This window comes from Pseudomonas aestiva (assembly GCF_039908605.1).
Lineage (GTDB): Bacteria > Pseudomonadota > Gammaproteobacteria > Pseudomonadales > Pseudomonadaceae > Chryseomonas > Chryseomonas aestiva.
The window spans coordinates 866,564-889,962 of the sequence record NZ_CP150916.1; the positions used below are offsets into that span (position 1 = coordinate 866,564).

The window sequence follows — 23,399 nt, forward strand, 5'->3', positions numbered from 1 at the left end:
GAATTTAATGAGGCTTCTAGTAGATGCAAAACGTTAGCAAACCGTCCTCGCCGGTCCGTGGGTCTCTGCTCACCGATCCGCAGGCACGCTCCTGGCTGTTCCAGATCGTGGCCGTGGTCGCCGTGGTGGCCTTCGGCTGGTTCCTGTTCAGCAACACCCAGGCCAATCTCGCCAACCGGGGTATCACTTCCGGCTTCGGCTTCCTGAACAATACCGCCGGCTTCGGCATTCCCCAGCACCTGATTCCCTACAGCGAAGGCGACACCTACGGGCGGGTCTTCCTGGTCGGGCTGCTCAACACCCTGCTGGTGTCGGTGATCGGCATCATCCTGGCGACCATCATCGGCTTCAGCGTGGGTGTGGCACGCCTGTCGAACAACTGGCTGCTGCGCAAGGTCGCCACGGTCTACATCGAGACCTTCCGCAACATTCCGCCGCTGCTGCTGATCTTCTTCTTCTATTTCGCCGTGCTCGCGCCCCTGCCGGGCCCGCGTCAGAGCCTGAGCCTGGGTGGCGCGCTGTTCGTCAACAACCGCGGCCTCTACATGCCGGCGCCGATCGCCGATGCCGGCTTCGTGCCTGGTCTGATCGCGCTGCTGATCGCCATCGTCGCCAGCGTGGTGGTGGTGCGCTGGGCGCGCAAGCGCAGGCACGCCACCGGTCAGCGCTTCCCGGTGCTCTGGGCGGTATTGGCACTGCTGATCGGCATCCCGCTGCTGGCGACCCTGGTCTTCGGCAAGCCGTTGCACTGGGAGGTGCCGGAACTGCAGGGCTTCAACCTGCGCGGCGGCTGGGTGATCATCCCCGAACTGGTATCCCTGGCACTGGCCCTGTCGGTCTACACCGCGGCCTTCATCGGCGAGACGGTGCGGGGCGGCATCCAGGCGGTCAGCCATGGCCAGACCGAAGCGGCCAGCTCCCTGGGTCTGCGTCCGGGTCTGACCCTGCGGCTGGTGATCATCCCCCAGGCCCTGCGGGTCATCATTCCCCCGCTGACCAACCAGTATCTGAACCTGATGAAGAACTCTTCGCTGGGCGCCGCGGTGGGCTATCCGGAGATGGTGGCGCTGTTCGCCGGCACCGTTCTGAACCAGACCGGTCAGGCCATCGAAACCATGGCCATCACCATGAGCGTGTACCTGGCCATCAGCATCAGCATCAGCATCCTGATGAACTGGTACAACAAGCGCATCGCGCTGATCGAGCGTTAAGGAGCGCGTATGAGTAATCAGACCCATACCTTCAAACCGGACCTGCCGCCACCGTCCTCCAGCGTCGGTGCCCTGGCCTGGATCCGTGGCAACCTGTTTTCCAGTGTCGGCAATACCATCCTGACGCTGTTCGGTCTCTACCTCGTCTGGCTGATCGTGCCGCCGGTGGTGAACTGGGCCTTCATCAACGCCACCTGGAGCGGCAGCACCCGTGCCGACTGCGTACCGGGCGGCGCCTGCTGGGTGTTCATCAAGGAGCGCTTCGGCCAGTTCATGTACGGCTTCTACCCCGGTGATCAGCGCTGGCGCGTGGATCTGACGGTGGTGATCGCCGTGGTCGGCGCCATTCCGCTGTTCCTCGACAGCTTCAAGCACAAGGCCCGTTACGGCCTGGCGCTGCTGGTGATCTATCCGCTGGTGGCCTTCTGGCTGCTGTATGGCGGCTTCGGTCTGCGCGTAGTGCCCAGCAGCGAGTGGGGCGGCCTGATGCTGACCGTGGTGATCGCCGCGGTGGGGATCGTCGGCGCCTTGCCGCTGGGTATCCTGCTGGCCCTGGGGCGGCGTTCCAAACTGCCGGCGATCAAGGTCATCTGCGTGACCATGATCGAGTTCTGGCGTGGCATCCCGCTGATCACGGTGCTGTTCCTGTCCTCGGTGATGCTGCCATTGTTCCTGCCCGATGGCATGAACCTGGACAAGCTGCTGCGCGCCATCGTCATGGTGATCGTCTTCGAGGCGGCCTATATCGCCGAGGTGGTGCGGGGTGGCATGCAGGCCATTCCCAAGGGGCAGTACGAAGCCGCCGCCGCCATGGGCCTGGGCTACTGGCGGACCACCGGCCTGGTGATCCTGCCGCAGGCGCTGAAGCTGGTGATCCCGGGCATCGTCAACACCTTCATCGCGCTGTTCAAGGATTCGAGTCTGGTGGTCATCATCGGCCTGTTCGACCTGCTCAACAGCATCAAGCGCGCTACCTCCGACCCGGCCTGGCCTGGCCTGTCCACCGAAGGCTATGTGTTCGCCGCCCTGGTCTTCTGGATTTTCTGTTTCGCCATGTCCAGCTACTCCGCCCGTCTGGAGCGCAAGCTGAACACCGGCCACAAGCGTTAGGAGTCAACAGATGAATGTAAGCAACAAGCAGCCGGCCGACAGCAGCAAGGTCATGATCCAGCTCAAGGACGTGAACAAGTGGTACGGCCAGTTCCACGTGCTCAAGGACATCAACCTGACCGTCACCCAGGGCGAGCGCATCGTGCTGTGCGGACCGTCCGGCTCGGGCAAGTCCACCACCATCCGCTGCATCAATCGCCTGGAAGAGCACCAGAAGGGCCAGATCATCGTCGACGGTACCGAGCTGACCAACGATCTCAAGCAGATCGAGACCATTCGCAGCGAAGTCGGCATGGTGTTCCAGCACTTCAACCTCTTCCCGCACCTGACCGTGCTGCAGAACTGCACCCTGGCGCCCATGTGGGTGCGCAAGCTGCCGAAGAAGCAGGCCGAAGAGATCGCCATGCACTACCTGCAGCGGGTGCGCATTCCCGAGCAGGCCAACAAGTTTCCGGGCCAGCTGTCCGGTGGCCAGCAGCAGCGCGTGGCCATCGCCCGGGCGCTGTGCATGCAGCCGCGCATCATGCTGTTCGATGAGCCGACCTCGGCGCTTGATCCGGAGATGGTGAAGGAGGTGCTGGACACCATGATCGGCCTGGCCCAGGACGGCATGACCATGCTCTGCGTGACCCATGAGATGGGCTTCGCCCGCACCGTGGCCAACCGGGTGATCTTCATGGACAAGGGCGAAATCGTCGAACAGGCCGCGCCGGACCAGTTCTTCGACAACCCGCAGAACGAGCGCACGCGGCTGTTCCTCGGGCAGATCCTGCACTAGGAAGCGGCCGGGGCGGACCTGCTCCGCCCCGGTCGTCCTGCGAACCCAGTCACGGGCGTTCGGCGGGAAGGCGGGCAAAGGACGGCAAGGCGCGGTATCCTCGATGTTTGGCGCCCGGTTTCCGGGGTCGGCGGTCAAGGCCCGCCTTGCCGTTCACCGGCTTCGTTGTCGATTTCGTAGCGTATCGCCAGAACGGGTGGTGCGCTGGGCAGTCGAAGCCGTCATCATAGAGAGACGCCCGTGAACTCCATTTCCCATCCGCTCATGCTGACAAAAGCCAAGGCCTGGGGCGCCCATGCGGTGACCTCCAGTGGTGTGATCCTCGCGCTTCTGGCGCTGCTCGCTCTGGTCGACGGTCAACCCAAGGGTTGCCTGATGTGGCTCGGCATCGCCCTGCTCGTCGACGGGCTCGACGGTACCCTGGCGCGCAAGTTCGAAGTCAAGCGGGTCCTGCCCCATTTCGACGGCTCCGCGCTGGACCTAGTGGTCGACTACCTGACCTATGTGTTCATTCCGGCGATCTTCATCTATCGCTTCGTTCCCTTGCCGCCGCACTTCGAGCTGGTAGCGGTGGGCATCATCCTATTGTCGTCGCTGTTCTGTTTCTGCAATGTGAACATGAAGAGCGCGGACAACTATTTCGTCGGCTTTCCCGCAGCCTGGAACGTGGTGGCGCTGTATTTCTACGTGCTCGACCTGGCGCCCTGGTTCAGCATGGCGGTGGTACTGGTGCTGGCCGCCCTGACCCTGACCCGGGTCAAGTTCCTGCATCCCTTCCGCGTGCGCCAGCTGATGGCCTTGAACATCGCCGTGACGTCCATCTGGCTGCTGAGCAGCGCCATGATGGTGTTCGTGCATCCCGACAAGCCGCTGTGGCTGATGGTCCTCTGGTTCGCCAGTGGCATCTACTTCGTCGGCGTGTGCGTCTGGCGTACCGCCCGGGAGTGGTTCGCCTGACGGTGAGCGACGACCCCCTGCCACCCGCGCGCACCTGGTATGTCTACCTGGTGCGCGCCGAGAATCAGGCGCTCTATTGCGGCATCAGCGATGATCCCGAGCGCCGTTTCGCCCAGCACCGCAGTGGCCGCGGTGCCCGCTTCTTCGCTTCCAGCCCGGCCCAGGCGCTGGTCTATGTGGAAGCCTGCGGAGACAAGTCGGCCGCCCTGCGCCGCGAAATCCAGATCAAGAAGCTACCCAAACGAGCCAAGGAAGCCCTGGTGCTGGCCCTGTCCGGCACCTTGCCCGTGGCTGATTCAGGAGTGCTGTCATGTCCGAGCTGATTCTGCATCACTATTGGCAATCGCCCTTCGCCGAGAAGGCGCGCCTGCTGCTGGGTTTCAAGGGGCTGGCCTGGCGTTCGGTGATCATTCCGCGGATGCTGCCCAAGCCCGAGCTGGTGGCGCTCACCGGCGGCTATCGCAAGACCCCGGTGCTGCAGGTGGGGGCCGATGTCTATTGCGACACGGCGCTGATCGCCCGCCGGCTGGAGGCGGAAAAGGCGGTGCCGGCGCTGTTTCCGGAAGGTCAGGAAGCGGTCGTGGCGGCCTTTGCCGGCTGGGCGGATTCGGTACTGTTCCAGCATGCGGTGGCGCTGATGTTCCAGCCGGAGATCATGGGGCCGCGCCTGGCCAGTCTGCCGCCGGAGCAGGCCCAGGCCTTCATGGATGACCGCAAGGCGCTGTTCGGTGGTGGCAGCTTGAGTCGTCTGACACCCGAGCAGGCCCGGCAACAGCTGCCGACCCTGCTGACCCGGCTGGAAACCCAGCTCAAGCGCAGCGCTGGCGAATTCCTCTTTGGCGCGCCTTCGCTGGCCGACATCGCCCTGGCGCACAACTTCTGGTTTCTCAAGAGCACACCACAACTGGCGCCTCTGGTCGACGAGCGACCCGAGATCGCCGCCTGGTTCGCCCGGGTGCTGGGGTTCGGTCATGGCACCCATGAGGAACTCGGCGCCGCCGAGGCGCTGGAGATCGCCAGGGCCGCGGAACCGCTGGCCTTGCCGCGCGACCAGGCCGTTGCCGTGGAAGGTTTCGCCTGGGGTGACCGGGTGAGTGTGGCGGCGACCGACTATGGGGTGGATCCCGTGGTGGGCGAGCTGGTGCATGCCGACAGCGAAGCCCTGGTGATCCGTCGCCACGACGCGCAACTGGGGGCGCTCCAGGTGCATTTCCCGCGACTGAATTTTCGCGTCAGCGCTGCGGGCTAGGAAGCCTGGAATGCAAAACGGCGCCCTGGGGCGCCGTTTTGCATTCCAGGGCCGACCGCTCAGTCGGGGCGACGCATGCGGAACAGCGCGGCCTCGGTGATCTCGAAATAGTCGGCCGGGCCACCGCCGCGCACGATGGGGCGGGCGGCCGCGGTCTGGTAAATGCCATCCTTGAGCAGGCGCTTGTCGATATGGGCGGCGACTACCTCGCCCAGCACCAGCCACTGATCCAGTTCATGTCCGGCGGCGGTCTTGAGGCGGACGACCTGGCTCAGCTTGCACTCGAAGGCCACCTGGGCCCGGGCGACACGCGGCACCTTGACGACACTGGAGGGCGCGGGCTCGAGGCCAGCCAGGGCGAATTCGTCCACTTCGGGCCCGACCATGGCGCTGCTGGTGTTCATCTCCTCGGCCAGTTCACGGGTGGCCAGGTTCCAGACGAACTCGCCGGTGCGCTCGATATTGGCCACGCTGTCCTTGTAGCCCTGGCTGGAAAAGCCGATCAGCGGGGGCTTGTAGTTGAAGGCATTGAAGAAGCTGTAGGGCGCCAGGTTGAGAACGCCGCTTTCGCTATGGGAGGAGATCCAGCCGATGGGACGGGGCGCGATGATGGCGTTGAAGGGGTCATGGGGCAGGCCGTGGCCCTGGCTGGGTTCGTAGAAGTGGTAATCGATGCTCATCGGGATTCCTTCAGGGGGTGAGTTCCAGGATCTCGGCCTGGAGCTGGCCGGCGTCCAGGGTCAGGCGGCCGACGCTGATCGGCAGGCGGAAGCGCCGCGGGCCAGCGCTGCCGGGATTTATGTAGAGTACGCCAGCACGCTCTTCGATCAGCGGCTTGTGTGAATGGCCGCTGACCACAACCCGCACCTTGGCGCCGGCTGCCGCCAGGTCCAGCTCGGGCAGGATGTGCAGCATATGGATGTCGACGTCGGCCAGGGTCAGGGTGACGCGCTCCGGGATGTCGTCGGCCCAGGGCAGATCGTCGTTGTTGCCGCGGACCACCGCCAGCGGCGCCAGCTCGCGCAAGGCGTCGAGGATGTCGGGCTTGCCGATGTCTCCGGCGTGCAGGATGAAGTCGCTGCCGGCCAGGGCTTCCAGCGCCTGGGGGCGAAGCAGGCCATGGGTATCAGCGATCAGGCCGACGCGATAGGGGCGAGGTGCGGTGGCTAGGAGGGCATTCATGGGGGCTCGGTGTCTCTCAAGGCCGTTAGCGGGATCGCCATCGATCACGGGGCTGACGCTTCAGTTGAGAGGTGTCCGGACCCCCAGGAGTTCTATGCGGAAGCGAAACGCCGGGCGGTGGTCCGCGCGAATCGAGGAACGGCTGTCCTCACCCAGGCTCAGCACGCCGTGGCGCCCGGCTGAGCAAAGGCTGGCGGCAGAGACGCCTCGTCGAAGAGCGTCCGGTAGGACGCTTTCACGGGACCGAAGCCGCTAGAGGTCGAGCACCAGATTGGACGTGGGCCTGCTGCAGCACAGCAGTCGCAACCCGCGGTCGATCTCGCGCTGGCGAATGCCACCGGCATGCCGCATCTCCACTTGGCCTTCGAGCAGGGCCGTCTTGCAGGTACCGCAGAGGCCTTGCCCGCAGGAGGAGGGCACGATGGCGCCCGCGCGCCTGGCGGCGCTGAGCACAGTCTGGTCGCCCGCCATGCTGAACACCTTGCCCGAGCGGGCCAGGGTGACGGTGAACAGGGCCTCGCCGACCGCGGTAGGCGCGGTTTCGGCGGGGGCCGCCGGACTGCCGATCGTGAAGCTCTCCTGGTGAGAGTGGGCAAGATCGAAGCCGCCTTCCTGCAGGGTGCGCTGGACGGCGTCCATGTAGCCCTGGGGGCCACAGATAAACACCTCGCGTTCGCGGAAGTCCGGCACCAGTCGCTCCAGCAGGGGCAGATCCAGACGGCCGAGCGGGCCCTGCCAGTCCGCTTCGGCGCCGGGTGCCTCGCAGATGGCAAAGACCCTGAGGCCAGGTCGTGTGGCCTGCAGGTGCGCCAGTTCGTCGCGGAAGATAATGTCCCGGGGGGTACGGGCACTGTGGACGAAGGCGATGTCCGGATCGCTACCCAGGTCGAAGGCGGCGCGCGTCATGGCCATCAGTGGCGTGACCCCCGAGCCGGCGGACAGATAGAGCAACCCGCGTACCGGATGTCCGACTGGGGTAAAGATGCCTGCCGGGCCGAAAGCCTGCAGCCGGCTGCCAATCTCCAGGTGATCGTGCAGCCAGTTCGACACCGGCCCGCCGGGTACGCGCTTGACGGTGATGGCAAGGCTGAAGGGGCGGGTCGGCGTGGAGGAGAGGGTGTAGCAGCGTGACAGCCGCTGGCCGTCGATGGTCAGCGACAGGGTGATGAACTGACCCGGCTCGAAGGCAAGGGCCACGAAGTCGGGACAGCGAAAGACGAAGGTCTTGACGTCGGCGGTCTCGACCCGAATGGCGCAGCATTCGAGGGTCTTCTGTTCGGCACTGTTCCAGGCCGCGCCGAACGCCGACCAAGTCCGGGCGTCGTTGAGGCGGCTGCCTTGCGCGGTGGCCAAGGGGGTGAGCGCGGTCATGGTCATTCCTCACATCCCGTGGGCCGCGAGGCGGGCGGCGTACCAGCGGGTGAATTGCTCGACGTAGGTCTCGGTGAAGGTCGAGAAGGGGCCGGGCACGTAGGCGGGATCCTGGGTGCCGCGCTGGGTGAGGGCGACGAGGCCGGCGTCCTGCAGATTGGTCGCCTGCCAGACCGCGATCAGGGTCTGGAGGTCGTAGTCGAAGCCTTCCACGGCCTCGGCATGGACCAGCCACTTGGTCCTGACCAGGGTCTGGTCCGGGCCGAGCGGGATGAGGTAGGAGACCACGGCGTGATCGCTCATCACGTGAGTCCAGGAGTTATGGGTCCAGAAATGCACATCGCCGAGGTCGCGGCGCTGCAGGTCGCCCAGCAGCCGGGTGCAGGCCACGCGGGTGGTCAGGGTCTGGGACTCGCCGTGGTTGGCGATGACCAGGCGCTGCGAGCGGAACTGGGTGACGCTGTCTTCTTCCAGGTGCTCCACGGCGGCGCAGAGATGGCCCTGGTCTTCCCAGTCCTGCCGGGCCGCGGCATTCGTCGCCTGATACTCCGCCAGGGCCTGGAGCGATTCCGGACTCATGCCGTCGGTGCAGACGCCGAAGTCTTCCGGCAGGAAGGAGGCGTTCAATTCCGGATGGCCCGCAGCACAGTGATAGCACTCGCGATTGTTCTCGATCACCAGCTTCCAGTTGCCGTTCTCGATGATCTCGCTCTCGTGGGCGATCTTGCTGAGCTGCAGGGCGTAGGGCGCGAAGCGGGACGCCATCTCGGACGCGAGTGTAGCGATGTCCTGGGGTGGGTCTTCGCTCAGGCAGACCAGGATATGGGCACCCACCACCCGTAGCGCTACCGGCAGGAGGCTGCGACAGCTGGCGTCGAAGTCCTGGCCCATGTGCGCGGCATGCTTCAGTTGGCCGTCGAGGTCGTAGGTCCACTGGTGATAGGGGCAGACCAGCATGCCCACGGTGGACTTGCCCGCCTCCCTGAGCCGCGCGCCCCGGTGCCGGCAGACGTTGCGAAAGGCCCGGATGTTCTCGTCGTCGTCGCGCACCAGGATGATGGAGGCCTTGCCGATGTCGAGGGTGGAGACATCGCCCGGCTCGGGGATGTCCGCGGTCACGCCGACCACGATCCAGTGCCGGTTGTAGAAGATTTCGAGGTCCGTGGCGAAGACGTCTTGCCGGCCATACAGTTCGCCGGGTAGACCATGACCCGGCTGGCGCTGGGCGAGCAGGTCGCGATGGCTCTTGGCAGGGGCGTTATCCATGGGGCACCTCAGGGGAGACGTTGGCCGGGGGTAGGTGGCCGCAGTATCGAAGCGCCCCTGGAAGGGGTCAACGCGCTTTATTGTTAAGCTGGCATGAGTCTGGGTTATGCGATGAAAGCCTTGATCTAGAGCGGTCCATAGGCGCCTGGCTCGTCGCGCAGCCAGGTCGGCAGCAGCTCGCCCACCACCGACTGGCGACCATGGGGCACCACCAGGTAATAGGCATCGCGCGGCTTGACGATGAAGTCCGTCACCCGGACCAGTTGGCCGTCCGCCAGCAGTGGGGCGACCAGACGCTGCCACCCCAGGGCGATCCCCAGGCCCTGGGTCGCCGCCCGGATGGTGTCGGCATAGTGGGTACAGCGCAGGCCGATGCGCAGCCGTGGTGGGGTATGGTCCAGGGCGCGGAACCAGGTGCTCCAGGTCATCCAGCCTTCCAGCGTGGCGTCCGAGTCGATCAGCGGACTCTGGTAGAGGTCCGCGATGGAGTGTGGCGCGGCATGGCTCACCAGCCACTCGGGTGCGCAGACCGGAAAGACCTCTTCGTCGAACAGCAGGGTGGCCGTGCCATCATCCCAGCTGCCATCGCCGTAGCGGATGGCCAGATCGGCCTCGCGATGCAGCGGCGGGACCAGGCGCAGCTGGAGATCGGGCAGCAGTGCCTGCAAGGCCGGCAGGCGGGGCATGATCCGCAGATGGGAGAAGGCGCTGGTACAGGCCAGGACGATTTCCTGCTCGGCCTGGCCGTCGAGAATCTTGTCGAAGGTCGCCGCGATGCGCTGCAGGGAATCACCCATGACCAGAAACAGCGCGCTGCCGTCGGGGGTGAGCTGGATGGCCCGGTGCAGGCGGTGGAACAGGCGGGTATCCAGCAGTTCTTCGAGGAAGCGGATCTGCTTGCTGACTGCGGCCTGAGTCACCCCGAGTTCCTGGGCGGCCAGGGTGAAGCTGCCAAGGCGAGCGGCAGCCTCGAAGACCAGCAGGGCGTTCATGGACGGGATGAGCCGGCGATAGCCTTTGGAACGTCGCATGGATTCGGAGCGCTGCATGGGAGCCTGCCTTCGCCGGGCTATGCCTTCAGTCCCGATTCGTCACGGCAGACGCCGTCGAGAAGCAGGAATCCACCTGGGTGCGCAGAGAAAAGCGCGGTGCTGTACAGTTGCTGGACAGTATTGCACGGGATAAGCGGTTGATGGCGCGACAGAGCAAGGCGCGGGACAAGGAAAAGGACGCGGACAGTGGCTGGCGCGGCTCGGCCGATGGCTGGCTGGAGGCAGCCTACGAGGCCCTGAAGGAATCCGGCATCGATGGCGTCAAGGTGATGCCGCTCGCCAAGCGGTTGAAGCTGTCGCGTACCAGCTTCTACTGGTTCTTCGAGGATCGGGAGCAGCTGCTGGCCGCGCTGCTCGATCGCTGGCGCGACAAGAACACCGGCAATCTGATCCGGCAATGCGAGAGCTATGCGGAAAGCATTGCCGAGGCGATCCTCAATGTCTTCGAGTGCTGGTTGAACGCCGAGCTGTTCGACTCCCAGTTCGAGTTCGCGGTACGCAGCTGGGCGCTGCAATCCGCGGAAGTGACGGAGGCCATCGCCCTTGCCGATCGCACGCGCATGGCGGCGCTTTCCAGCATGTTCCAGCGCTTCGGCTACGACGCCGATGCCGCCGACACCCGGGCGCGGACGCTGTACCTGACGCAGATCGGCTATATCTCGATGAAGACCGCCGAGGGGCTGACCGAACGCTTCCGGCGCATCCCGCACTACACCAGCATCTTTACCGGTGAGCGCCCCACCCAGCGTGAACTCGACCGCTTCTTTGGCAAGTTCGGTTATGCCGAAGCCGAGCCCGGGGTCTTCGTGCCGCTCAGCGAGACCTTCCGTCCGGCGCCGGCAGCGGACGAACTCTAGGTCTGTAGGCAGCTAGCCCTGGCCGGCGACCAGGGCGGCTCGCTGGGCTACAGATCCTTCATCAGGCGCAGCGCATCGTAGATCGCCGCATGGGTGTTGCGCGCGGCCACGGCATCGCCGATACGGAACAGCTGGAAGCGCCCGGCCGGGTTGGTGACGAGGTTCTGCGGCTTGCCGGCGATCAGGTCCTGGTGCTCCACGGCGCCGTCGTTCTTCGACTGCGGCCGCAGCTCGAAATAGAGATCGTCCAGTGGCACGGTCCCGTGGTTCACCACCACCTGATCGACCACGCGTTCCTTGTGCACCGGGCCGTAGTCGCTCTTGAAGGTGGCGACCAGCCGACCTTCGCGCCGCGCGACCCGGTCGACGCGGTAGGTCACCGTGAAGGTCACGTCGAGATCCTGCAGCGTTCTCATGTAGGGCACCAGGTTCATGGCCATGACTTCCGCGGAAAAGGCCCGATCCGGGGTGACGATCTCCACCTGGGCGCCGCTTCTGGCGATGACCTCGGCGGCCTGCAGGGCAGCATGATCGCCGGCGTCGTCGAAGATCAGCACCTGACGACCGGGTTTGACGTCGCCGGAAATGATGTCCCAGGTCGAGACGGTGAGGTCGTTGCCCTGGCTGAGGATCTCGGTGTGGGGCAGGCCGCCGGTGGCGACGATCACCACGTCGGGTTCCTCGGCCAGCACCGTGTCGGCCTCGGCCCAGGTGTTGAAGGCGAATTCGACGCCCAGGCGTTCGCACTGGGCCATGCGCCAGTCGATGATGCTGAGCATCTCGCGCCGCCGTTCGCTCTGGGCGGTCAGGCGGATCTGGCCGCCGGGGCGATCGGCGGCTTCGAACACCTTGACGCGATGGCCGCGCTCCCCGGCTACCCGCGCCGCTTCCAGGCCGGCCGGGCCGGTACCTATGATCACCACCTTGCGCGGCAGCGCCGCCCTGGGGATGTCATGCGGCATGGTGGTCTCGCGGCCGGTGGCGGCGTTGTGGATGCAATAGGCCGCGCCCCCCTGGTAGATGCGATCCAGGCAATAGTTGGCGCCGACGCAGGGGCGGATCTCTTCTTCGCGCTTCTCGATGATCTTGCGCACGATGTGCGGATCGGTCATGTGCGCCCGGGTCATGCCGATCATGTCGACCTTGCCCGAGGCGATGGCGTGGCGCGCGGTGGCGACGTCGGGAATCTTCGCGGCGTGGAAGGTCGGAAAGCCGGTGGCCGAGCGGATTTCACCGGCGAAATCCAGGTGCGGCGAATTACGCATGCCCTGGATCGGGATGACGTCGGTCAGGCCGGCATCGGTTTCGATATGGCCGCGGATCACGTTGAGGAAATCCACCAGGCCGCTGTCCTTGAGCAGTCGGGAGATGGTCATGCCGTCGTTGGCGTCGATGCCGCCGGGGAGGGTCTCGTCGCCGGTGTAGCGAATGCCCACCAGGAAGTCCTCGCCGCAGCGCTGGCGAATGCCGCGCAGGATCTCGAAGGTGAAGCGCATGCGGTTTTCCAGCGAGCCGCCATAGGGGCCGTCCAGGGTATTGGTCAGCGGCGACCAGAACTGATCCATCAGATGGCCGTAGGCCTGCAGCTCCAGGCCGTCGAGGCCGGCGTACTTCATGCGCTCGGCGGCGTCGACGTAGTCCTTGATGATGCGCTCGATATCCCAGTCTTCGATCTGCTTGGGGAAGGCCCGGTGCGCCGGCTCGCGCTCGTGGGAGGGCGACACCACCGGCAGCCAGTCCGCCTTGTCCCAGCGGGTGCGGCGGCCCAGGTGGGTGAGCTGGATCATCACCGCCGCGCCATGCTCATGGCATTCGTCCGTCAGGTCCCGCAGCCAGCCCACCACCTCGTCCTTCCAGGCCAGCACGTTGTTGAACACCGGCGGGCTGTCGCGGGAAACGGCCGCCGAGCCGGCCGTCATGGTCAGGGCGACCCCGGCCTTGGCGCGCTCGACGTGATAGGCGCGGTACAGCGCCTTGGGCATGCCGTCCTCGGGATAGGCCGGCTCGTGGGACGTGGTGATGATGCGATTGCGCAGGGTCAGGTGCTTGAGCTGGTACGGCTGCAGGAGCGGATCGGTGGACATCTCGGGCTCTCCGGGCTGACGACATCAGGCGTGTTTTCACTCAATCTGGGGTGAATGTACATTGGTGTCAATAAATAAATCTATCGTGTACATTTCTCTTGCCGACGACGCCGAGCCATGGCTAGGATTGGCCCATCTCAGGTGGTAGCCACGGCCCCAGGGGCCCCAGGAGAGACGATGAAAGTGCTGGTCGCGGTGAAGCGCGCCATCGATCCGAACATCAAGGTGCGGGTGAAGGCCGACGGTTCCGATGTCGAGCTGGCAGGCGTCAAGATGGCCTTGAATCCCTTCTGCGAAATCGCCGTCGAGGAAGCCATCCGCCTCAAGGAGAGGGGCATCGCCCAGGAGGTCGTGGTGGTGACGGTCGGCGGCAGCGCCGCGCAGGAGCAATTGCGCGTGGCCCTGGCCCTGGGGGCGGATCGAGCGCTGCTGGTGGAGCTGCCGGGCCCCCTGGAGCCCCTGAACGTGGCCAAGGCGCTGGCCCGGGTCGTCGAGCGCGAGCGTCCGGACCTGGTGCTGTTCGGCAAGCAGGCCATCGACCAGGAAAACAGCCAGACCGGCCAGATGCTGGCGCAACTCGCCGGCCTGCCCCAGGCCACCTGCGCCTCGGCGCTGAGCCATGCGGGGGGTGAGTGGATCGTCGAGCGCGAGATCGATGGCGGGCGCCAGACCGTCGCGCTGCGCTCACCCGCGGTCGTGACCTGCGATCTGCGGCTCAACGAGCCCCGCTATGCCTCGCTGCCCGCGATCATGAAGGCCAAGAAGAAGCCGCTGGAGGTGCTTGACGGCACGGCGCTGGGCATCGCGACCAAGACGCATACCCGCCTGCTGGGCGTGCAGCCTCCAAGCCAGCGCTCAGCCGGCATCCGGGTCCAGTCCGTCGATGAACTGGTGAGTCACCTCAAACAGCGTGCGGGAGTGCTCTGATGGCTACTTTGATCCTCGCCGAACAGCATCAGGGCCAGCTCAAGACTGGCACGGCGAACGTTGTCATGGCGGCCAGGGAGCTGGCGCAGCCCATCGAGTTGCTGTTGATCGGGCCAGGCGCTGCCGCGGCGGCGGAGCAGGCGGCGGCCCTGGTCGGGGTGGACCGGGTGCTGGTGATCGAGACCGCCGCGCCGTGCGCCCCGGAAAGTCAGGCCGAGCTGATCGCCGGGCTGGCGGGCCGGCAGCCCGGGCAGTTGTTGGCCGAGGCCAGCGTCCAGGGGCGTAGCGTCCTGCCGCGGGTGGCAGCCTTGCTGGATGTGGGGATGATCGCCGAGGTCATCGGCATTGACAGCCCGACGGTGTTCCGCCGGCCGATCTATGCCGGCAATGCGATCGCCCGGATCGAATCCCTCGATGAGGTGCAGGTCCTGACAATTCGCGCGTCCGCCTTCGCCCCGGCGGAGCAGGGCGAGCCGCCTTGCCCGATCGTGCGCCTGGAACAGGCGTTGATACCGGCTGCGAGCCGCGTCGTCAGCGAGGTGCTCAGCACCAGCGCACGGCCCGAGCTGGGCAGTGCCCGCGTGGTGGTGTCCGGCGGGCGTGGTCTGGGCAGCCGGGAGAACTTCGCCCTGGTGGAGCGGGTGGCCGATCGGCTGGGCGGCGCCGTGGGGGCCTCACGCGCCGCGGTGGATGCCGGCTTCGCCGGCAACGACCTGCAGGTGGGCCAGACCGGCAAGCATGTCGCGCCCGATCTCTATGTGGCCGTGGGGATCAGCGGCGCCATCCAGCATCTGGCGGGCATGAGCGGTTCCAAGATCATCGTCGCCATCAACCAGGATGCCGAGGCGCCCATCGCCCAGGTGGCCGACTACACCCTGGTGGCCGATCTTTTCCAAGCCCTGCCGGACCTGGAGCGGGCGCTCTAGCGGACGCTTTCTACTCAACAACAACACGTTCTTCGCCTTGAGACTGCCAGCAACAACAACACTACAAACGCCGGAGATAGAGCTGATGAATGTTGCACAGAACATGAAGCGCAAGGCGCTGGGTCTGGTCGCTGTGGTGGGCCTGACGATCGCCAGCCAGGTGGTCCAGGCCGCCCAGGGACCGGTCCGCATTGGCTGGGTCAACTGGTCGGACGCGGAAATCACCGCGAAGCTCGCCCAGGTCGCCATCGAAGACCAGCTGAAGCTGCCGGTGAAGCTGGTGCAGGCCGACATCGGCATCCAGTTCCAGGCCATGGCCAACGGCAGCATCGATCTCATTCCCATGGTCTGGTTGCCCACCACCCATGCGGTGTTCGTCGACAAGCACAAGGACAGGCTCACCGATCTGGGCGTGCTCTACGAGGGCAAGCTGGGCATGGCGGTGCCGGAGTCCGTTCCCCAGAGCGAACTCTCCAGTATCGAGGACCTGAAGAAGCCGGAAGTGCGGGCCAAGCTCGACGGCAAGATCCTTTCCTCGGAAGTTGGCAATGGCCAGTACAAGCTCACCGAGAAGGCCTTCGACGTCTATCAGCTCAAGGGCTACAAGATCGTCGCGTCGTCCGAAGTCGGCATGCTCACCGAGATGGATCGCAATCTGAAGCGCGGCAAGTGGTCGGTGATCAATGCCTGGAGTCCGCACTGGATGTTTTCCAAGTGGAAGCTGCGCTATCTCGACGATCCCAAGGGGGTCTTCGGCACGGCGGAGCAGATCCATGCCATGGCGCGCAAGGAATTTCCGGCCGAGTACCCGCAGGTCGCCACCTTCATCGCCCACTACCACTTGCCGGCCGGCGACTTGCAGCAGCTGATGCTCCAGGCGCGTGACAGTTCCGCCGACAAGGTCGTGGCCGATTACTACGCGGCCCACAAGCAGCTGTTCAGCGAGATGTTCAACGCCAAGAACTGAGGCGCCTCGGACCGACCGGATCGCACCTGTCCCGCAGGTGCGTCCGGGTCGTTCCCGCTCAGGACGTTGCCAGGACGTCCAGGGCGCGGGCGCGCGACAGTGGCTGGCGCATCAGCTGGCTCAGGACCGCGGTGGCGCGCTCCCGCTGGCAAGCCACGACGCCGACCACCCGGTCTTCGGCCAGCAGCAGGGCGACGAAGGTCTGGTCGCCCAGGCTGCCGTCGAGGTGCATGTCGTCCCACTGGCGGGGATGACCAAGGTATTCGTAGCGCTTGCCGTGATGCAGGGTCCAGAAGAAGGGCACGTCCGCGTAGCTCTCGGCGTGGCCGAGCAGATTGCGCGCCGCCAGGCGGCCGTGTTGCTGGGCCAGGCGCCAGTGTTCGATGCGGGCGGGTTGGCCGGCATGGGGAAAGGTGGCCAGATCGCCAACGGCGTAGAGGCCCGCGGCGGCCTGGAGCTGGGTATCCACCGGGACGCTGCCGTCGTCCGCCAGGGGCAGATTGGCCAGGAAGGCGGTCGCCGGGGCGATGCCGGTACCCACCAGGACCAGGTCGGCGGGCAGGTGGGTGCCGTCCTTGAGGCTGACCTGGCGCACCTGGTCGCCGCCGGTAAAGCCCACCACCTCGTTGGGAGCATGGATGGTCACGCCATTGGCTTCGTGCAGGGTCTTGAAATGCTGGCCGAGGGTCTCGCCCATCTGCTTGACGAAGGGCAGGGAAACGGGGGAAACCACGTCTACCGCCAGGCCCTGCTTGCGCAGGGCGGAGGCGGCTTCCAGACCGATGAAGCTGGCGCCGACGATCACCACGCGGCCTTCCTCAGGCAGATTGGCCAGGATGGCGGCCGCGTCGGCGCGGGTCCGCAGCAGGTGGACGCCCTTGAGCTCGGCACCCGGCACGTCAAGGGGCCTGGGTTCGCCACCGGTGGCGAGCACGCAGCCGTCGTAGCTCAGGGTCTGGCCGTTGGCGAGTTCCAGCTGGCGGAGCTGGGGATCCAGGCGCGTCACTTCCGCATGCAGACGCTCGATGCGCTGCTGGCGGAAGAAGTCGGCCTCGCGCAGCGGTGGGGCTTCATCGGGGGCCTTGTCGCCCTGGAGGACGAATTTGGACAGGGCGGTCCGGTCATAGGGCTCACCCGGTTCGCGGCCGATCAGCAGCAGGCGGCCGCCAAAGCCGAATTCGCGCAGGGCCGCCGTTGCGGCGGTGCCCGCGGCGCCCGCACCGACGACGAGGAACAGGCGATCGTCGGACTGTGGCTCCGCCGTCTGCGCGGGCAGGGGCTCGGTCCCGACCAGCACCTCGCCGTCGCGCACGTCCACCGGATAGCGTTGCAAGGCATCCAGCGCCGGTGGTTCGCAAAGGCGGCCATCGTCGACGGCGAAACTCGCCTTGTGCCAGGGACAGACCAGGCGGCCCTGGCAGACTGCGCCCTCGGCCAGCGGCGCGCCGGCGTGGGGGCACTGCGCCTGGAAGGCGCGTACCTCGTCACCGACGCGCAGCAGCAGGATTTCGGTGCCTTCGATCTCGACCGCGGTACCGCGGTCTTCGCGCAGGTCGGCAAGGTGCGCGACCGGGTGCATGGTTTTCATGGTGGGCTCCGGCGCCGTTTGGGGCGCTCTCTCGAATCAGGCTCAGCAGATTCGAGAGAGCGCAGCGGCGCCGGGTTCCGCTCAGGGGGCGGGCGGCAACGGATGACGGTGCGGAACGTCGGGTGCGTCCAGCGGATCGGCGTGGACCAGCACCTCGGCCTGGGGATACTCGGCGCGGATGGCGGCCTCCACCTCGTCGCACAGCACATGGGCGCGGGACAGGCTCATCTCGCCCGGCAGCTCCAGGTGCAATTGCACGAACCAGTGATTGCCGGAGAGGCGGGTGCGCAGGTCGTGGGCACCTTCCACCCCGGGGACCTGGCAGGCCAGCTGCAGCATGTGTTCGCTGATGTCGGCGGGCAGTTCCTGGTCCATCAGCACGCCAAAGGAATCGCGGGCGATACCGTAGGCGCTCCAGAGGATGTAGAGGGCGATGGCCAGGCCGAACAGCGGGTCCAGCCAGTACCAGCCGAAGCCGGTCAGTGCCAGGGCGATCAGGATGCCGACATTGAGCAGCAGATCGGAGCGATAGTGCAGGGCGTCGGCGCGGATCACGGTGGAGTCGGTGAGGCGGATGACGTGCTGCTGGTAGGTCACCAGCACGGCGGTCAGCGCCAGGGAAAACAGGGTGACGGCGATGCCCAGGGCATGGGCGCCCAGGGGTTCGGGTTGCTGCAGCCGCCCGATGGCCTGCCAGGCGATGAGCACGGCGCTGACGCCGATGAAGACCGCCTGGGCGATGCCGGCCAGGGACTCGGCCTTGCCATGGCCATAGCGGTGGTCGTCGTCCGCCGGCTTGAGGGCGTAGTGCACCGCCAGCAGGTTGAAGATCGAGGCCAGGCCATCGAGCAGCGAGTCGGTCAGGCCGGCGAGCAGACTGACCGAGCCACTGAACCACCAGGCCACGGCCTTGGCCAGGATCAGCGTCGTCGCCACCGCCACCGAGGCGGCGGTGGCGCGACGCAGGAGCCGCTCGGTGCCGTGCGGGTCGCTCATCAGGCGCGCGGGGCGAGGCCCAGGCTGGCGAGCTGCTCGTTGCTGCCGCTGCGCTGCAGCAGGCGCGGATCGTCCAGCGGCAGGCTGTGGCCGGTGGCCTGCTGGATGATGGCCTTGAGGCGCGCGCGATCGACGCTGCCGTCCGGGTTGACCGCCTTGTTCAGCTCGCCCGGATCGACCTCGGCGCGCTTGTTGTCCGGCAGGTAGATGGCGCCGGTGGCGAAGTCCACGCCAAAGGCGATCAGGCCGGGAATAATGTAGAACAGCAGGCCGATGGCATCGAGGGCGACGATACCCGGATCGATCCGGCCACTGCCGGTGATCTGGCCGCGGCGCTCGGGATAGAACAGCGAACCGCAAGCGGTCAGCTGGGTGAACAGGGCTGCGGCGAGGACGCCACATACCGCGCGGGTACGCATCGACATAGACAACCTCCGGTTGGATGAGGCCGCCACTATAACGGCCGGAATCACAGCGGGCGAGACGCTTTAGAGCGACAAACAAAACTACTGCGCGTCTGCCATACAGGCGCGTGCAGTGCTCGGAATCCTCATGTACCACTCGTACACTGCGGTTCCTGCGCGCCGCGCGCACCTGCCTGACAGCCGCTCGCTACATTTTGTTAGCCGCTCTTATACTGCCCGCCCTGTTGAGACCACCGGCCGTGCCCAATGACGCCCTTGCCCATCGATGTTGTCCTGCCCGAGCTGCGCCAGGCCCTCGCCCACCGCGATGACTGCGTGCTGGAAGCGCCGCCGGGGGCCGGCAAGACCACCCGCGTGCCCCTGGCGCTGTTGCATGAGCCCTGGCTGGCCGGTCAGCGCATCCTGCTGCTGGAGCCGCGCCGGCTGGCGGCGCGTGCCGCCGCCGAGCGCCTGGCCGCGGAGCTGGGCGAAGGCGTTGGCGAGACGGTGGGCTATCGCATCCGCCTGGAAAGCCGGGTGGGTCCGCGCACCCGCATCGAGGTGGTCACCGAGGGCATCCTCACCCGACGGCTGCAGGACGATCCGGCGCTGGAGGGCGTCGGCCTGGTGATCTTCGACGAATTCCACGAGCGCAGCCTGGACGCCGACCTGGCCCTGACGCTGACCCTGAGCGGCCGCGAACTGCTGCGTGACACCCCGCTCAAGCTGCTGGTGATGTCGGCCACTCTGGAAGGCGAACGCCTGGCTGCCTTGCTGGGCGGAGCGCCGGTGGTGCGCAGCGAGGGGCGCATGTTTCCGGTGACGACCCGCTGGAGCCGACCGCTCGGCCAGGACGAGCGCCTGGAGGCGCGGGTGGCCGCCACGGTGCTGCAGGCACTGGACGAGGAAACCGGCAGCCTGCTGGTCTTTCTGCCCGGCCAGGCGGAGATCCGCCGCACCGCCGAGCGCCTGGCGGAGCAACTGCCCGCGGGGGTATTGCTCTGTCCGCTGCACGGCGAGCTGGAGCTGGCCGCTCAGCGCGCGGCCATCGAGCCGGCGCCGGCGGGGACGCGCAAGGTGGTGCTGGCCACCAACATCGCCGAGACCAGCCTGACCATCGAAGGGGTGCGGGTGGTGGTGGACGCGGGTCTGGCGCGCGTGCCGGCCTTCGATCCCGGCAGCGGCATGACCCGCCTGACCACCCGCCGCATCTCCCGTGCCTCGGCGACCCAGCGCCAGGGCCGCGCCGGCCGCCTGGAACCGGGGGTCTGCTATCGACTCTGGTCGGAAGAGCTGCATCAGCAGCTGCCGGCCTATGACAGCGCCGAGATCCTCCAGGCCGACCTGGCCGGTCTGGCCCTGCAACTGGCGCGCTGGGGCATGAACGCGGAAGAGCTGGCCTGGCTCGATCCCCCGCCCGCCGCCGCCCTGGCCCAGGCGCGCGATCTGCTGCTGCGGCTGGGGGCTCTGGACGAGCAAGGCGCGCTCACGCCTCACGGCCAGGCCATGAGTGGCCTGCCGGCCCATCCGCGGCTGGCCCACCTGCTGTTGCGCGGTCAGGCCTGGGGCCTGGCCGAGCGCGCCTGCGAGATCGCCGCGCTGCTGGGCGAGCGCGATCTGACCCCGGGGCAGGGCGCCGATCTGCACACCCGTCTCCTGCTGCTGGCGGGCGAAGGCCGGGGTCCGCGCGGCGGCGTGGCGCGCATTCGTCAGCTGATCCGCCAGTATCGCGGCCTGTTGCGTAGCCCGGCCGGGCAACCGGTGGCCGATCCCGAGCATCCGCGCTGGACCGGGGCGCTGCTGGCCTGCGCCTATCCGGATCGCATCGCCCAGCAGCGCAAGGCCGGCGGCCAGGACTATCGCCTGGCCAATGGCCGGGCCGCCAGCTTTGGCGAGCCGGATGGGCTGATGAAATCGCCCTGGCTGGTGGTGGCCGACCTGGGCAGTCGCCAGGGGCAGCGCGAAGAGCGCATCTACCTCGCCGCCGAACTGGATCCGGCGCTGTTCGAAGGGCCGCTGGCCGAGCAGGTGGTGAGTCACGACGAGCTGGACTGGGACGAACGCGAAGGGGTGCTGCGTGCGGAACGCCAGCGGCGGATCGGCCAACTGGTGCTGAGTCGCGAGCCGCTGAAGAATCTGGACGCCGCCGCCCGCAGCCGGGCGCTGCTCGGGCTGGTGCGGCGCAAGGGGCTGGAGTTGCTGCCCTGGACGCCGGAGCTGCGCCAGTGGCAGGCGCGGGTGGCGCTGCTGCGCCAGCTGGACCTGCAGCAGAAGCAGACGAGCGACTGGCCGGATGTGAGCGACGCCGCCCTGCTGGTCAGCCTGGAAGACTGGTTGCTGCCCTATCTGGAGCGCGTCACCCGGCTGGCCCATTTCGCCACTCTTGACCTGGCCGCCATGCTGCAGGGCCTGCTGCCCTGGCCGCTGCCGCGGCAATTGGACGAGCTGGCGCCGCGCAGCCTGGCGGTGCCCTCCGGCTCCAGCATCCGCCTGGACTACAGCGAGCAGCCGCCGGTGCTGGCGGTACGGCTGCAGGAGCTGTTCGGCCTGGCCGACACCCCGCGTCTGGCCGGTGGGCGGCTGGCGGTCAAGCTGCACCTGCTCTCGCCCGCGCGGCGCCCGGTGCAGGTCACCCAGGACCTGGCCAGTTTCTGGGCCAATACCTACGGCGAGGTGAAGAAGGATCTCAAGGGCCGCTATCCCAAGCACTACTGGCCGGACGATCCCTTGATCGCCGAACCCACGGCGCGAGCCAAGCCGCGGGGGACGTGAAGTAAACCCCGGAGCGGGCAACACCGTGGGGCGCAGCCGCCTGGGTGGCCTTGCGCTCCCCGAACAATCAACCGTTGCTGCCGGCCGGACGTTTTCGCAGATGATTGGTGGGCAGGGCCGTGGTGTATTTCACCTGGCTCAGGGCAAAGCTCGATCTGATGCTGGCCACGACGGGGATCGACGTCAGGCAGTCGAGCAGGAGCGTCTGGTATTTGCTCAGGTCTTCGCTCACCACCCGCAACATGAAGTCCGCCTCGCCGCTCATGAGGTAGCACTCCATCACTTCCGGGCGCTCCTTGATCGCATTGGTGAAGATCTCCAGGGACTGCTTGTCCTGAAGCTTGAGCGACACATGCACGAAGACGTTGATGGCCAGGTTGAGCGCTGCCGGATCGACCAGCGTCACGGCGCCACGCAAGACGCCACGCTCCTTCATTTCCGCGACGCGGCGCCAGCAGGGCGAAGCGGAAAGGCCCACGATGTCGGCCAGCTCCGCATTGCTGAGCTCCGCATTTTCCTGAAGCGCATCGAGGATACGCAGGCTGGCCTCATCGAGCGTCGCTCGGCTCATGGTAAGATTTTCCTATGCTGTTCATTTTGTGGGTAGAACTTACCCATCTTCTATTTTTAGAGGAACAGATAGGTGCGTTTTTTCGCTGGTATCGCCGCATCATGACCCTAGGCAATCTGCTTGCGACAGGGTGGCACCATGAGCGTTTCAATCCAGCATCTGGCGAAAAGCCGCATCAAGGGCCGGGGCATCTCCTCCACCTACCTGTGCCTGGGCCTCATGGTGCTGCTGTGGGGCAGTAGCTGGCCGGTGACGAAGCTTGCCCTGCACAGCGTGCCGCCGCTCTGGCTGGCGACCCTTAGATTCGCCAGTGCCGCGCTCTGCCTGTTCGCCTATCTCGGCGTGCGCGGGCAACTCAGGCGGCCAACCCGGCAGGACCTGCCCATCGTCGCCAGCGTGGGCCTGTTGCAGATGATGACCTTTACCGGACTCGGCATGGTGGCGATGGTGCATGTCGACACCAGCAAGGCCGTGCTCCTGGCCTACACCACGCCGCTGTGGTGCGTGGTCGTGGCCTGGGTGCTGTTTCGTGAAGCGCCGACCCGGCTGCAGCTTGCCGGGCTGCTGGTGGGGATGGCGGGCGTCGTCGCGGTCTGCTCCCCTGGAGAGCTCGACTGGACGCAGCAGGACACCCTCATGGGGGCGGCCTTCCTGCTGCTGGCGGCGGTGAGCTGGGCGTTCGTCATCCTGCATGTGAAGCGCCACCGCTGGGTAACCCCGGCCCTGCTCCTGGCGCCCTGGCAGATGCTGTTGGCCACCATCCCCCTGGCGATTGCCGCCTACCTCGTCGAGGGGCCGCCGATCGCCATCGTCTGGGATCGAACGCTGGTCGAGGCACTGTTGTTCATCGGTCCGATCGCGACGTCGGCCTGCTTCGTCATCTCGGCGGAACATGGGCGGAGGATCTCCACGTTCGGCATGTCGAATTTCACCCTGGGGGTGCCGCTCGTGGGTACCGCCTTCTCCTGTCTGGCGTTTGGCGCGACCGTCTCCCCGCTGTTTCTCGCAGGGCTCGGGCTGGTGATCCTGGGGGTCGGGGTCTCGGCCCTGGCTACGCGGACCGGGCGTCGCTAGCGGGGTGTCTCCGCAGTCGCCAGCACATCGTTGGCTGGACGCCTGCGGCCACGCAGC

Annotated in this window: 22 protein-coding genes and 1 other RNA gene; 13 read left to right on the forward strand and 10 right to left on the reverse strand. The window is 66.6% G+C overall.

The genetic code is table 11. The annotated features are described in order from the left end of the window. Positions 1 to 23 precede the first annotated feature (23 nt). The 6 genes from AABM56_RS04030 (at position 24) to AABM56_RS04055 (ending at position 5,305) form a co-directional block, all read left to right on the forward strand. Positions 24 to 1,211, forward strand: coding sequence for an amino acid ABC transporter permease (locus tag AABM56_RS04030; RefSeq protein WP_133862098.1), 1,188 nt, complete (start codon positions 24 to 26; stop codon positions 1,209 to 1,211). Between the two features lie 9 nt (positions 1,212 to 1,220). After that, positions 1,221 to 2,321 carry an amino acid ABC transporter permease gene (locus tag AABM56_RS04035; protein WP_133862097.1) on the forward strand — a complete coding sequence of 367 codons (1,101 nt, stop codon included), beginning with the start codon at positions 1,221 to 1,223 and terminating at the stop codon, positions 2,319 to 2,321. Positions 2,322 to 2,331: 10 nt separating this feature from the next. Next, positions 2,332 to 3,099, forward strand: coding sequence for an amino acid ABC transporter ATP-binding protein (locus AABM56_RS04040; protein WP_133862096.1), 768 nt, complete (start codon positions 2,332 to 2,334; stop codon positions 3,097 to 3,099). Positions 3,100 to 3,363: 264 nt separating this feature from the next. Further along, entirely contained in the window at positions 3,364 to 4,056 is a 693-nt protein-coding gene (pcsA, locus tag AABM56_RS04045; RefSeq protein ID WP_133862217.1) for a phosphatidylcholine synthase, read from the forward strand. Between the two features lie 2 nt (positions 4,057 to 4,058). Further along, a complete protein-coding gene (locus tag AABM56_RS04050; protein WP_178083926.1) occupies positions 4,059 to 4,379 on the forward strand; it encodes a GIY-YIG nuclease family protein in 321 nt (106 codons plus the stop codon). After that, positions 4,367 to 5,305: a glutathione S-transferase family protein gene (locus tag AABM56_RS04055; protein ID WP_263259494.1), complete on the forward strand. Its 939-nt coding sequence runs from the start codon at positions 4,367 to 4,369 to the stop codon at positions 5,303 to 5,305. Before AABM56_RS04050 ends, AABM56_RS04055 begins: the two co-directional genes overlap by 13 nt. Positions 5,306 to 5,364: 59 nt before the next feature. On the opposite strand, the gene AABM56_RS04060 is transcribed toward AABM56_RS04055, so the two are convergent. The 5 genes from AABM56_RS04060 to AABM56_RS04080 all read right to left on the reverse strand — a co-directional run bounded on the left by AABM56_RS04060 (position 5,365) and on the right by AABM56_RS04080 (position 10,173). Beyond that, a complete protein-coding gene (locus AABM56_RS04060; protein WP_133862094.1) occupies positions 5,365 to 5,985 on the reverse strand; it encodes a flavin reductase family protein in 621 nt (206 codons plus the stop codon). A 10-nt stretch (positions 5,986 to 5,995) separates the two neighbouring features. Beyond that, positions 5,996 to 6,487 carry a metallophosphoesterase family protein gene (locus AABM56_RS04065; protein ID WP_133862093.1) on the reverse strand — a complete coding sequence of 164 codons (492 nt, stop codon included), beginning with the start codon at positions 6,485 to 6,487 and terminating at the stop codon, positions 5,996 to 5,998. 252 nt (positions 6,488 to 6,739) lie between these two features. Beyond that, positions 6,740 to 7,858, reverse strand: a complete 1,119-nt coding sequence (locus AABM56_RS04070) for a hybrid-cluster NAD(P)-dependent oxidoreductase (protein WP_133862092.1) — start codon at positions 7,856 to 7,858, stop codon at positions 6,740 to 6,742. A 9-nt stretch (positions 7,859 to 7,867) separates the two neighbouring features. Then, positions 7,868 to 9,124 carry an aromatic ring-hydroxylating dioxygenase subunit alpha gene (locus AABM56_RS04075; RefSeq protein WP_347883852.1) on the reverse strand — a complete coding sequence of 419 codons (1,257 nt, stop codon included), beginning with the start codon at positions 9,122 to 9,124 and terminating at the stop codon, positions 7,868 to 7,870. A 125-nt stretch (positions 9,125 to 9,249) separates the two neighbouring features. Next, positions 9,250 to 10,173, reverse strand: coding sequence for a LysR substrate-binding domain-containing protein (locus AABM56_RS04080; RefSeq protein ID WP_133862090.1), 924 nt, complete (start codon positions 10,171 to 10,173; stop codon positions 9,250 to 9,252). Positions 10,174 to 10,316: 143 nt separating this feature from the next. Between AABM56_RS04080 and AABM56_RS04085 the strand changes: the two genes are divergently transcribed. After that, complete coding sequence (locus AABM56_RS04085) at positions 10,317 to 11,033, forward strand: TetR/AcrR family transcriptional regulator (RefSeq protein WP_133862089.1); 717 nt, start codon at positions 10,317 to 10,319, stop codon at positions 11,031 to 11,033. Positions 11,034 to 11,080: 47 nt separating this feature from the next. On the opposite strand, the gene AABM56_RS04090 is transcribed toward AABM56_RS04085, so the two are convergent. After that, a complete protein-coding gene (locus AABM56_RS04090) occupies positions 11,081 to 13,117 on the reverse strand; it encodes an NADH:flavin oxidoreductase (protein WP_133862088.1) in 2,037 nt (678 codons plus the stop codon). A gap of 177 nt (positions 13,118 to 13,294) precedes the next feature. Between AABM56_RS04090 and AABM56_RS04095 the strand changes: the two genes are divergently transcribed. The 3 genes from AABM56_RS04095 to AABM56_RS04105 all read left to right on the forward strand — a co-directional run bounded on the left by AABM56_RS04095 (position 13,295) and on the right by AABM56_RS04105 (position 15,937). Beyond that, a complete protein-coding gene (locus AABM56_RS04095; RefSeq protein WP_133862087.1) occupies positions 13,295 to 14,044 on the forward strand; it encodes an electron transfer flavoprotein subunit beta/FixA family protein in 750 nt (249 codons plus the stop codon). After that, positions 14,044 to 14,970, forward strand: a complete 927-nt coding sequence (locus tag AABM56_RS04100; protein WP_133862086.1) for an electron transfer flavoprotein subunit alpha/FixB family protein — start codon at positions 14,044 to 14,046, stop codon at positions 14,968 to 14,970. Before AABM56_RS04095 ends, AABM56_RS04100 begins: the two co-directional genes overlap by 1 nt. A gap of 85 nt (positions 14,971 to 15,055) precedes the next feature. Beyond that, positions 15,056 to 15,937, forward strand: coding sequence for a glycine betaine ABC transporter substrate-binding protein (locus AABM56_RS04105; RefSeq protein WP_133862085.1), 882 nt, complete (start codon positions 15,056 to 15,058; stop codon positions 15,935 to 15,937). 58 nt (positions 15,938 to 15,995) lie between these two features. Here AABM56_RS04105 and AABM56_RS04110 read toward each other — a convergent pair whose 3' ends face one another. From AABM56_RS04110 to AABM56_RS04120, 3 genes are all read right to left on the reverse strand, one after another. Then, the gene (locus AABM56_RS04110; protein ID WP_133862084.1) at positions 15,996 to 17,525 is read right to left on the reverse strand and encodes an apoptosis inducing factor family protein; all 1,530 of its coding nucleotides are present in this window, start codon (positions 17,523 to 17,525) and stop codon (positions 15,996 to 15,998) included. Positions 17,526 to 17,606: 81 nt separating this feature from the next. Continuing rightward, positions 17,607 to 18,521, reverse strand: a complete 915-nt coding sequence (locus AABM56_RS04115) for a cation diffusion facilitator family transporter (RefSeq protein ID WP_133862083.1) — start codon at positions 18,519 to 18,521, stop codon at positions 17,607 to 17,609. After that, positions 18,521 to 18,946 (reverse strand): hypothetical protein, encoded by a 426-nt coding sequence (locus AABM56_RS04120; RefSeq protein ID WP_027598502.1) that lies wholly within the window; start codon positions 18,944 to 18,946, stop codon positions 18,521 to 18,523. The genes AABM56_RS04115 and AABM56_RS04120 overlap by 1 nt, the downstream gene beginning before the upstream one ends. A 127-nt stretch (positions 18,947 to 19,073) precedes the next feature. Here AABM56_RS04120 and AABM56_RS04125 point away from each other — a divergent pair. Together AABM56_RS04125 and hrpB are read left to right on the forward strand one after the other, a co-directional pair. Beyond that, a non-coding RNA gene (locus AABM56_RS04125) (sX9 sRNA) lies at positions 19,074 to 19,149 on the forward strand. Between the two features lie 43 nt (positions 19,150 to 19,192). Next, positions 19,193 to 21,697, forward strand: a complete 2,505-nt coding sequence (gene hrpB, locus AABM56_RS04130; protein WP_263259500.1) for an ATP-dependent helicase HrpB — start codon at positions 19,193 to 19,195, stop codon at positions 21,695 to 21,697. 67 nt (positions 21,698 to 21,764) lie between these two features. Here hrpB and AABM56_RS04135 read toward each other — a convergent pair whose 3' ends face one another. Beyond that, a complete protein-coding gene (locus tag AABM56_RS04135) occupies positions 21,765 to 22,268 on the reverse strand; it encodes an Lrp/AsnC family transcriptional regulator (RefSeq protein ID WP_133862081.1) in 504 nt (167 codons plus the stop codon). 138 nt (positions 22,269 to 22,406) lie between these two features. Here AABM56_RS04135 and AABM56_RS04140 point away from each other — a divergent pair, with 138 nt between their 5' ends. Then, positions 22,407 to 23,342 carry a DMT family transporter gene (locus AABM56_RS04140; RefSeq protein ID WP_133862080.1) on the forward strand — a complete coding sequence of 312 codons (936 nt, stop codon included), beginning with the start codon at positions 22,407 to 22,409 and terminating at the stop codon, positions 23,340 to 23,342. Positions 23,343 to 23,399 lie beyond the last annotated feature (57 nt).

Bases quoted from the DNA above. Each gene is read 5' to 3' on its own strand.
- pcsA (WP_133862217.1), top strand. From the start codon at position 3,364: ATGCTGACAAAAGCCAAGGCCTGGGGCGCCCATGCGGTGACCTCCAGT.
- AABM56_RS04095 (WP_133862087.1), top strand. From the start codon at position 13,295: ATGAAAGTGCTGGTCGCGGTGAAGCGCGCCATCGATCCGAACATCAAG.
- AABM56_RS04140 (WP_133862080.1), top strand. From the start codon at position 22,407: ATGAGCGTTTCAATCCAGCATCTGGCGAAAAGCCGCATCAAGGGCCGG.
- AABM56_RS04100 (WP_133862086.1), top strand. From the start codon at position 14,044: ATGGCTACTTTGATCCTCGCCGAACAGCATCAGGGCCAGCTCAAGACT.
- AABM56_RS04110 (WP_133862084.1), bottom strand. From the start codon at position 17,525: ATGAAAACCATGCACCCGGTCGCGCACCTTGCCGACCTGCGCGAAGAC.
- AABM56_RS04105 (WP_133862085.1), top strand. From the start codon at position 15,056: ATGAATGTTGCACAGAACATGAAGCGCAAGGCGCTGGGTCTGGTCGCT.
- AABM56_RS04055 (WP_263259494.1), top strand. From the start codon at position 4,367: ATGTCCGAGCTGATTCTGCATCACTATTGGCAATCGCCCTTCGCCGAG.
- AABM56_RS04080 (WP_133862090.1), bottom strand. From the start codon at position 10,173: ATGCAGCGCTCCGAATCCATGCGACGTTCCAAAGGCTATCGCCGGCTC.
- AABM56_RS04085 (WP_133862089.1), top strand. From the start codon at position 10,317: ATGGCGCGACAGAGCAAGGCGCGGGACAAGGAAAAGGACGCGGACAGT.
- AABM56_RS04115 (WP_133862083.1), bottom strand. From the start codon at position 18,521: ATGAGCGACCCGCACGGCACCGAGCGGCTCCTGCGTCGCGCCACCGCC.
- AABM56_RS04060 (WP_133862094.1), bottom strand. From the start codon at position 5,985: ATGAGCATCGATTACCACTTCTACGAACCCAGCCAGGGCCACGGCCTG.
- AABM56_RS04035 (WP_133862097.1), top strand. From the start codon at position 1,221: ATGAGTAATCAGACCCATACCTTCAAACCGGACCTGCCGCCACCGTCC.
- AABM56_RS04065 (WP_133862093.1), bottom strand. From the start codon at position 6,487: ATGAATGCCCTCCTAGCCACCGCACCTCGCCCCTATCGCGTCGGCCTG.
- AABM56_RS04120 (WP_027598502.1), bottom strand. From the start codon at position 18,946: ATGTCGATGCGTACCCGCGCGGTATGTGGCGTCCTCGCCGCAGCCCTG.
- AABM56_RS04030 (WP_133862098.1), top strand. From the start codon at position 24: ATGCAAAACGTTAGCAAACCGTCCTCGCCGGTCCGTGGGTCTCTGCTC.
- AABM56_RS04090 (WP_133862088.1), bottom strand. From the start codon at position 13,117: ATGTCCACCGATCCGCTCCTGCAGCCGTACCAGCTCAAGCACCTGACC.
- AABM56_RS04135 (WP_133862081.1), bottom strand. From the start codon at position 22,268: ATGAGCCGAGCGACGCTCGATGAGGCCAGCCTGCGTATCCTCGATGCG.
- AABM56_RS04040 (WP_133862096.1), top strand. From the start codon at position 2,332: ATGAATGTAAGCAACAAGCAGCCGGCCGACAGCAGCAAGGTCATGATC.
- AABM56_RS04070 (WP_133862092.1), bottom strand. From the start codon at position 7,858: ATGACCGCGCTCACCCCCTTGGCCACCGCGCAAGGCAGCCGCCTCAAC.
- hrpB (WP_263259500.1), top strand. From the start codon at position 19,193: ATGACGCCCTTGCCCATCGATGTTGTCCTGCCCGAGCTGCGCCAGGCC.
- AABM56_RS04075 (WP_347883852.1), bottom strand. From the start codon at position 9,124: ATGGATAACGCCCCTGCCAAGAGCCATCGCGACCTGCTCGCCCAGCGC.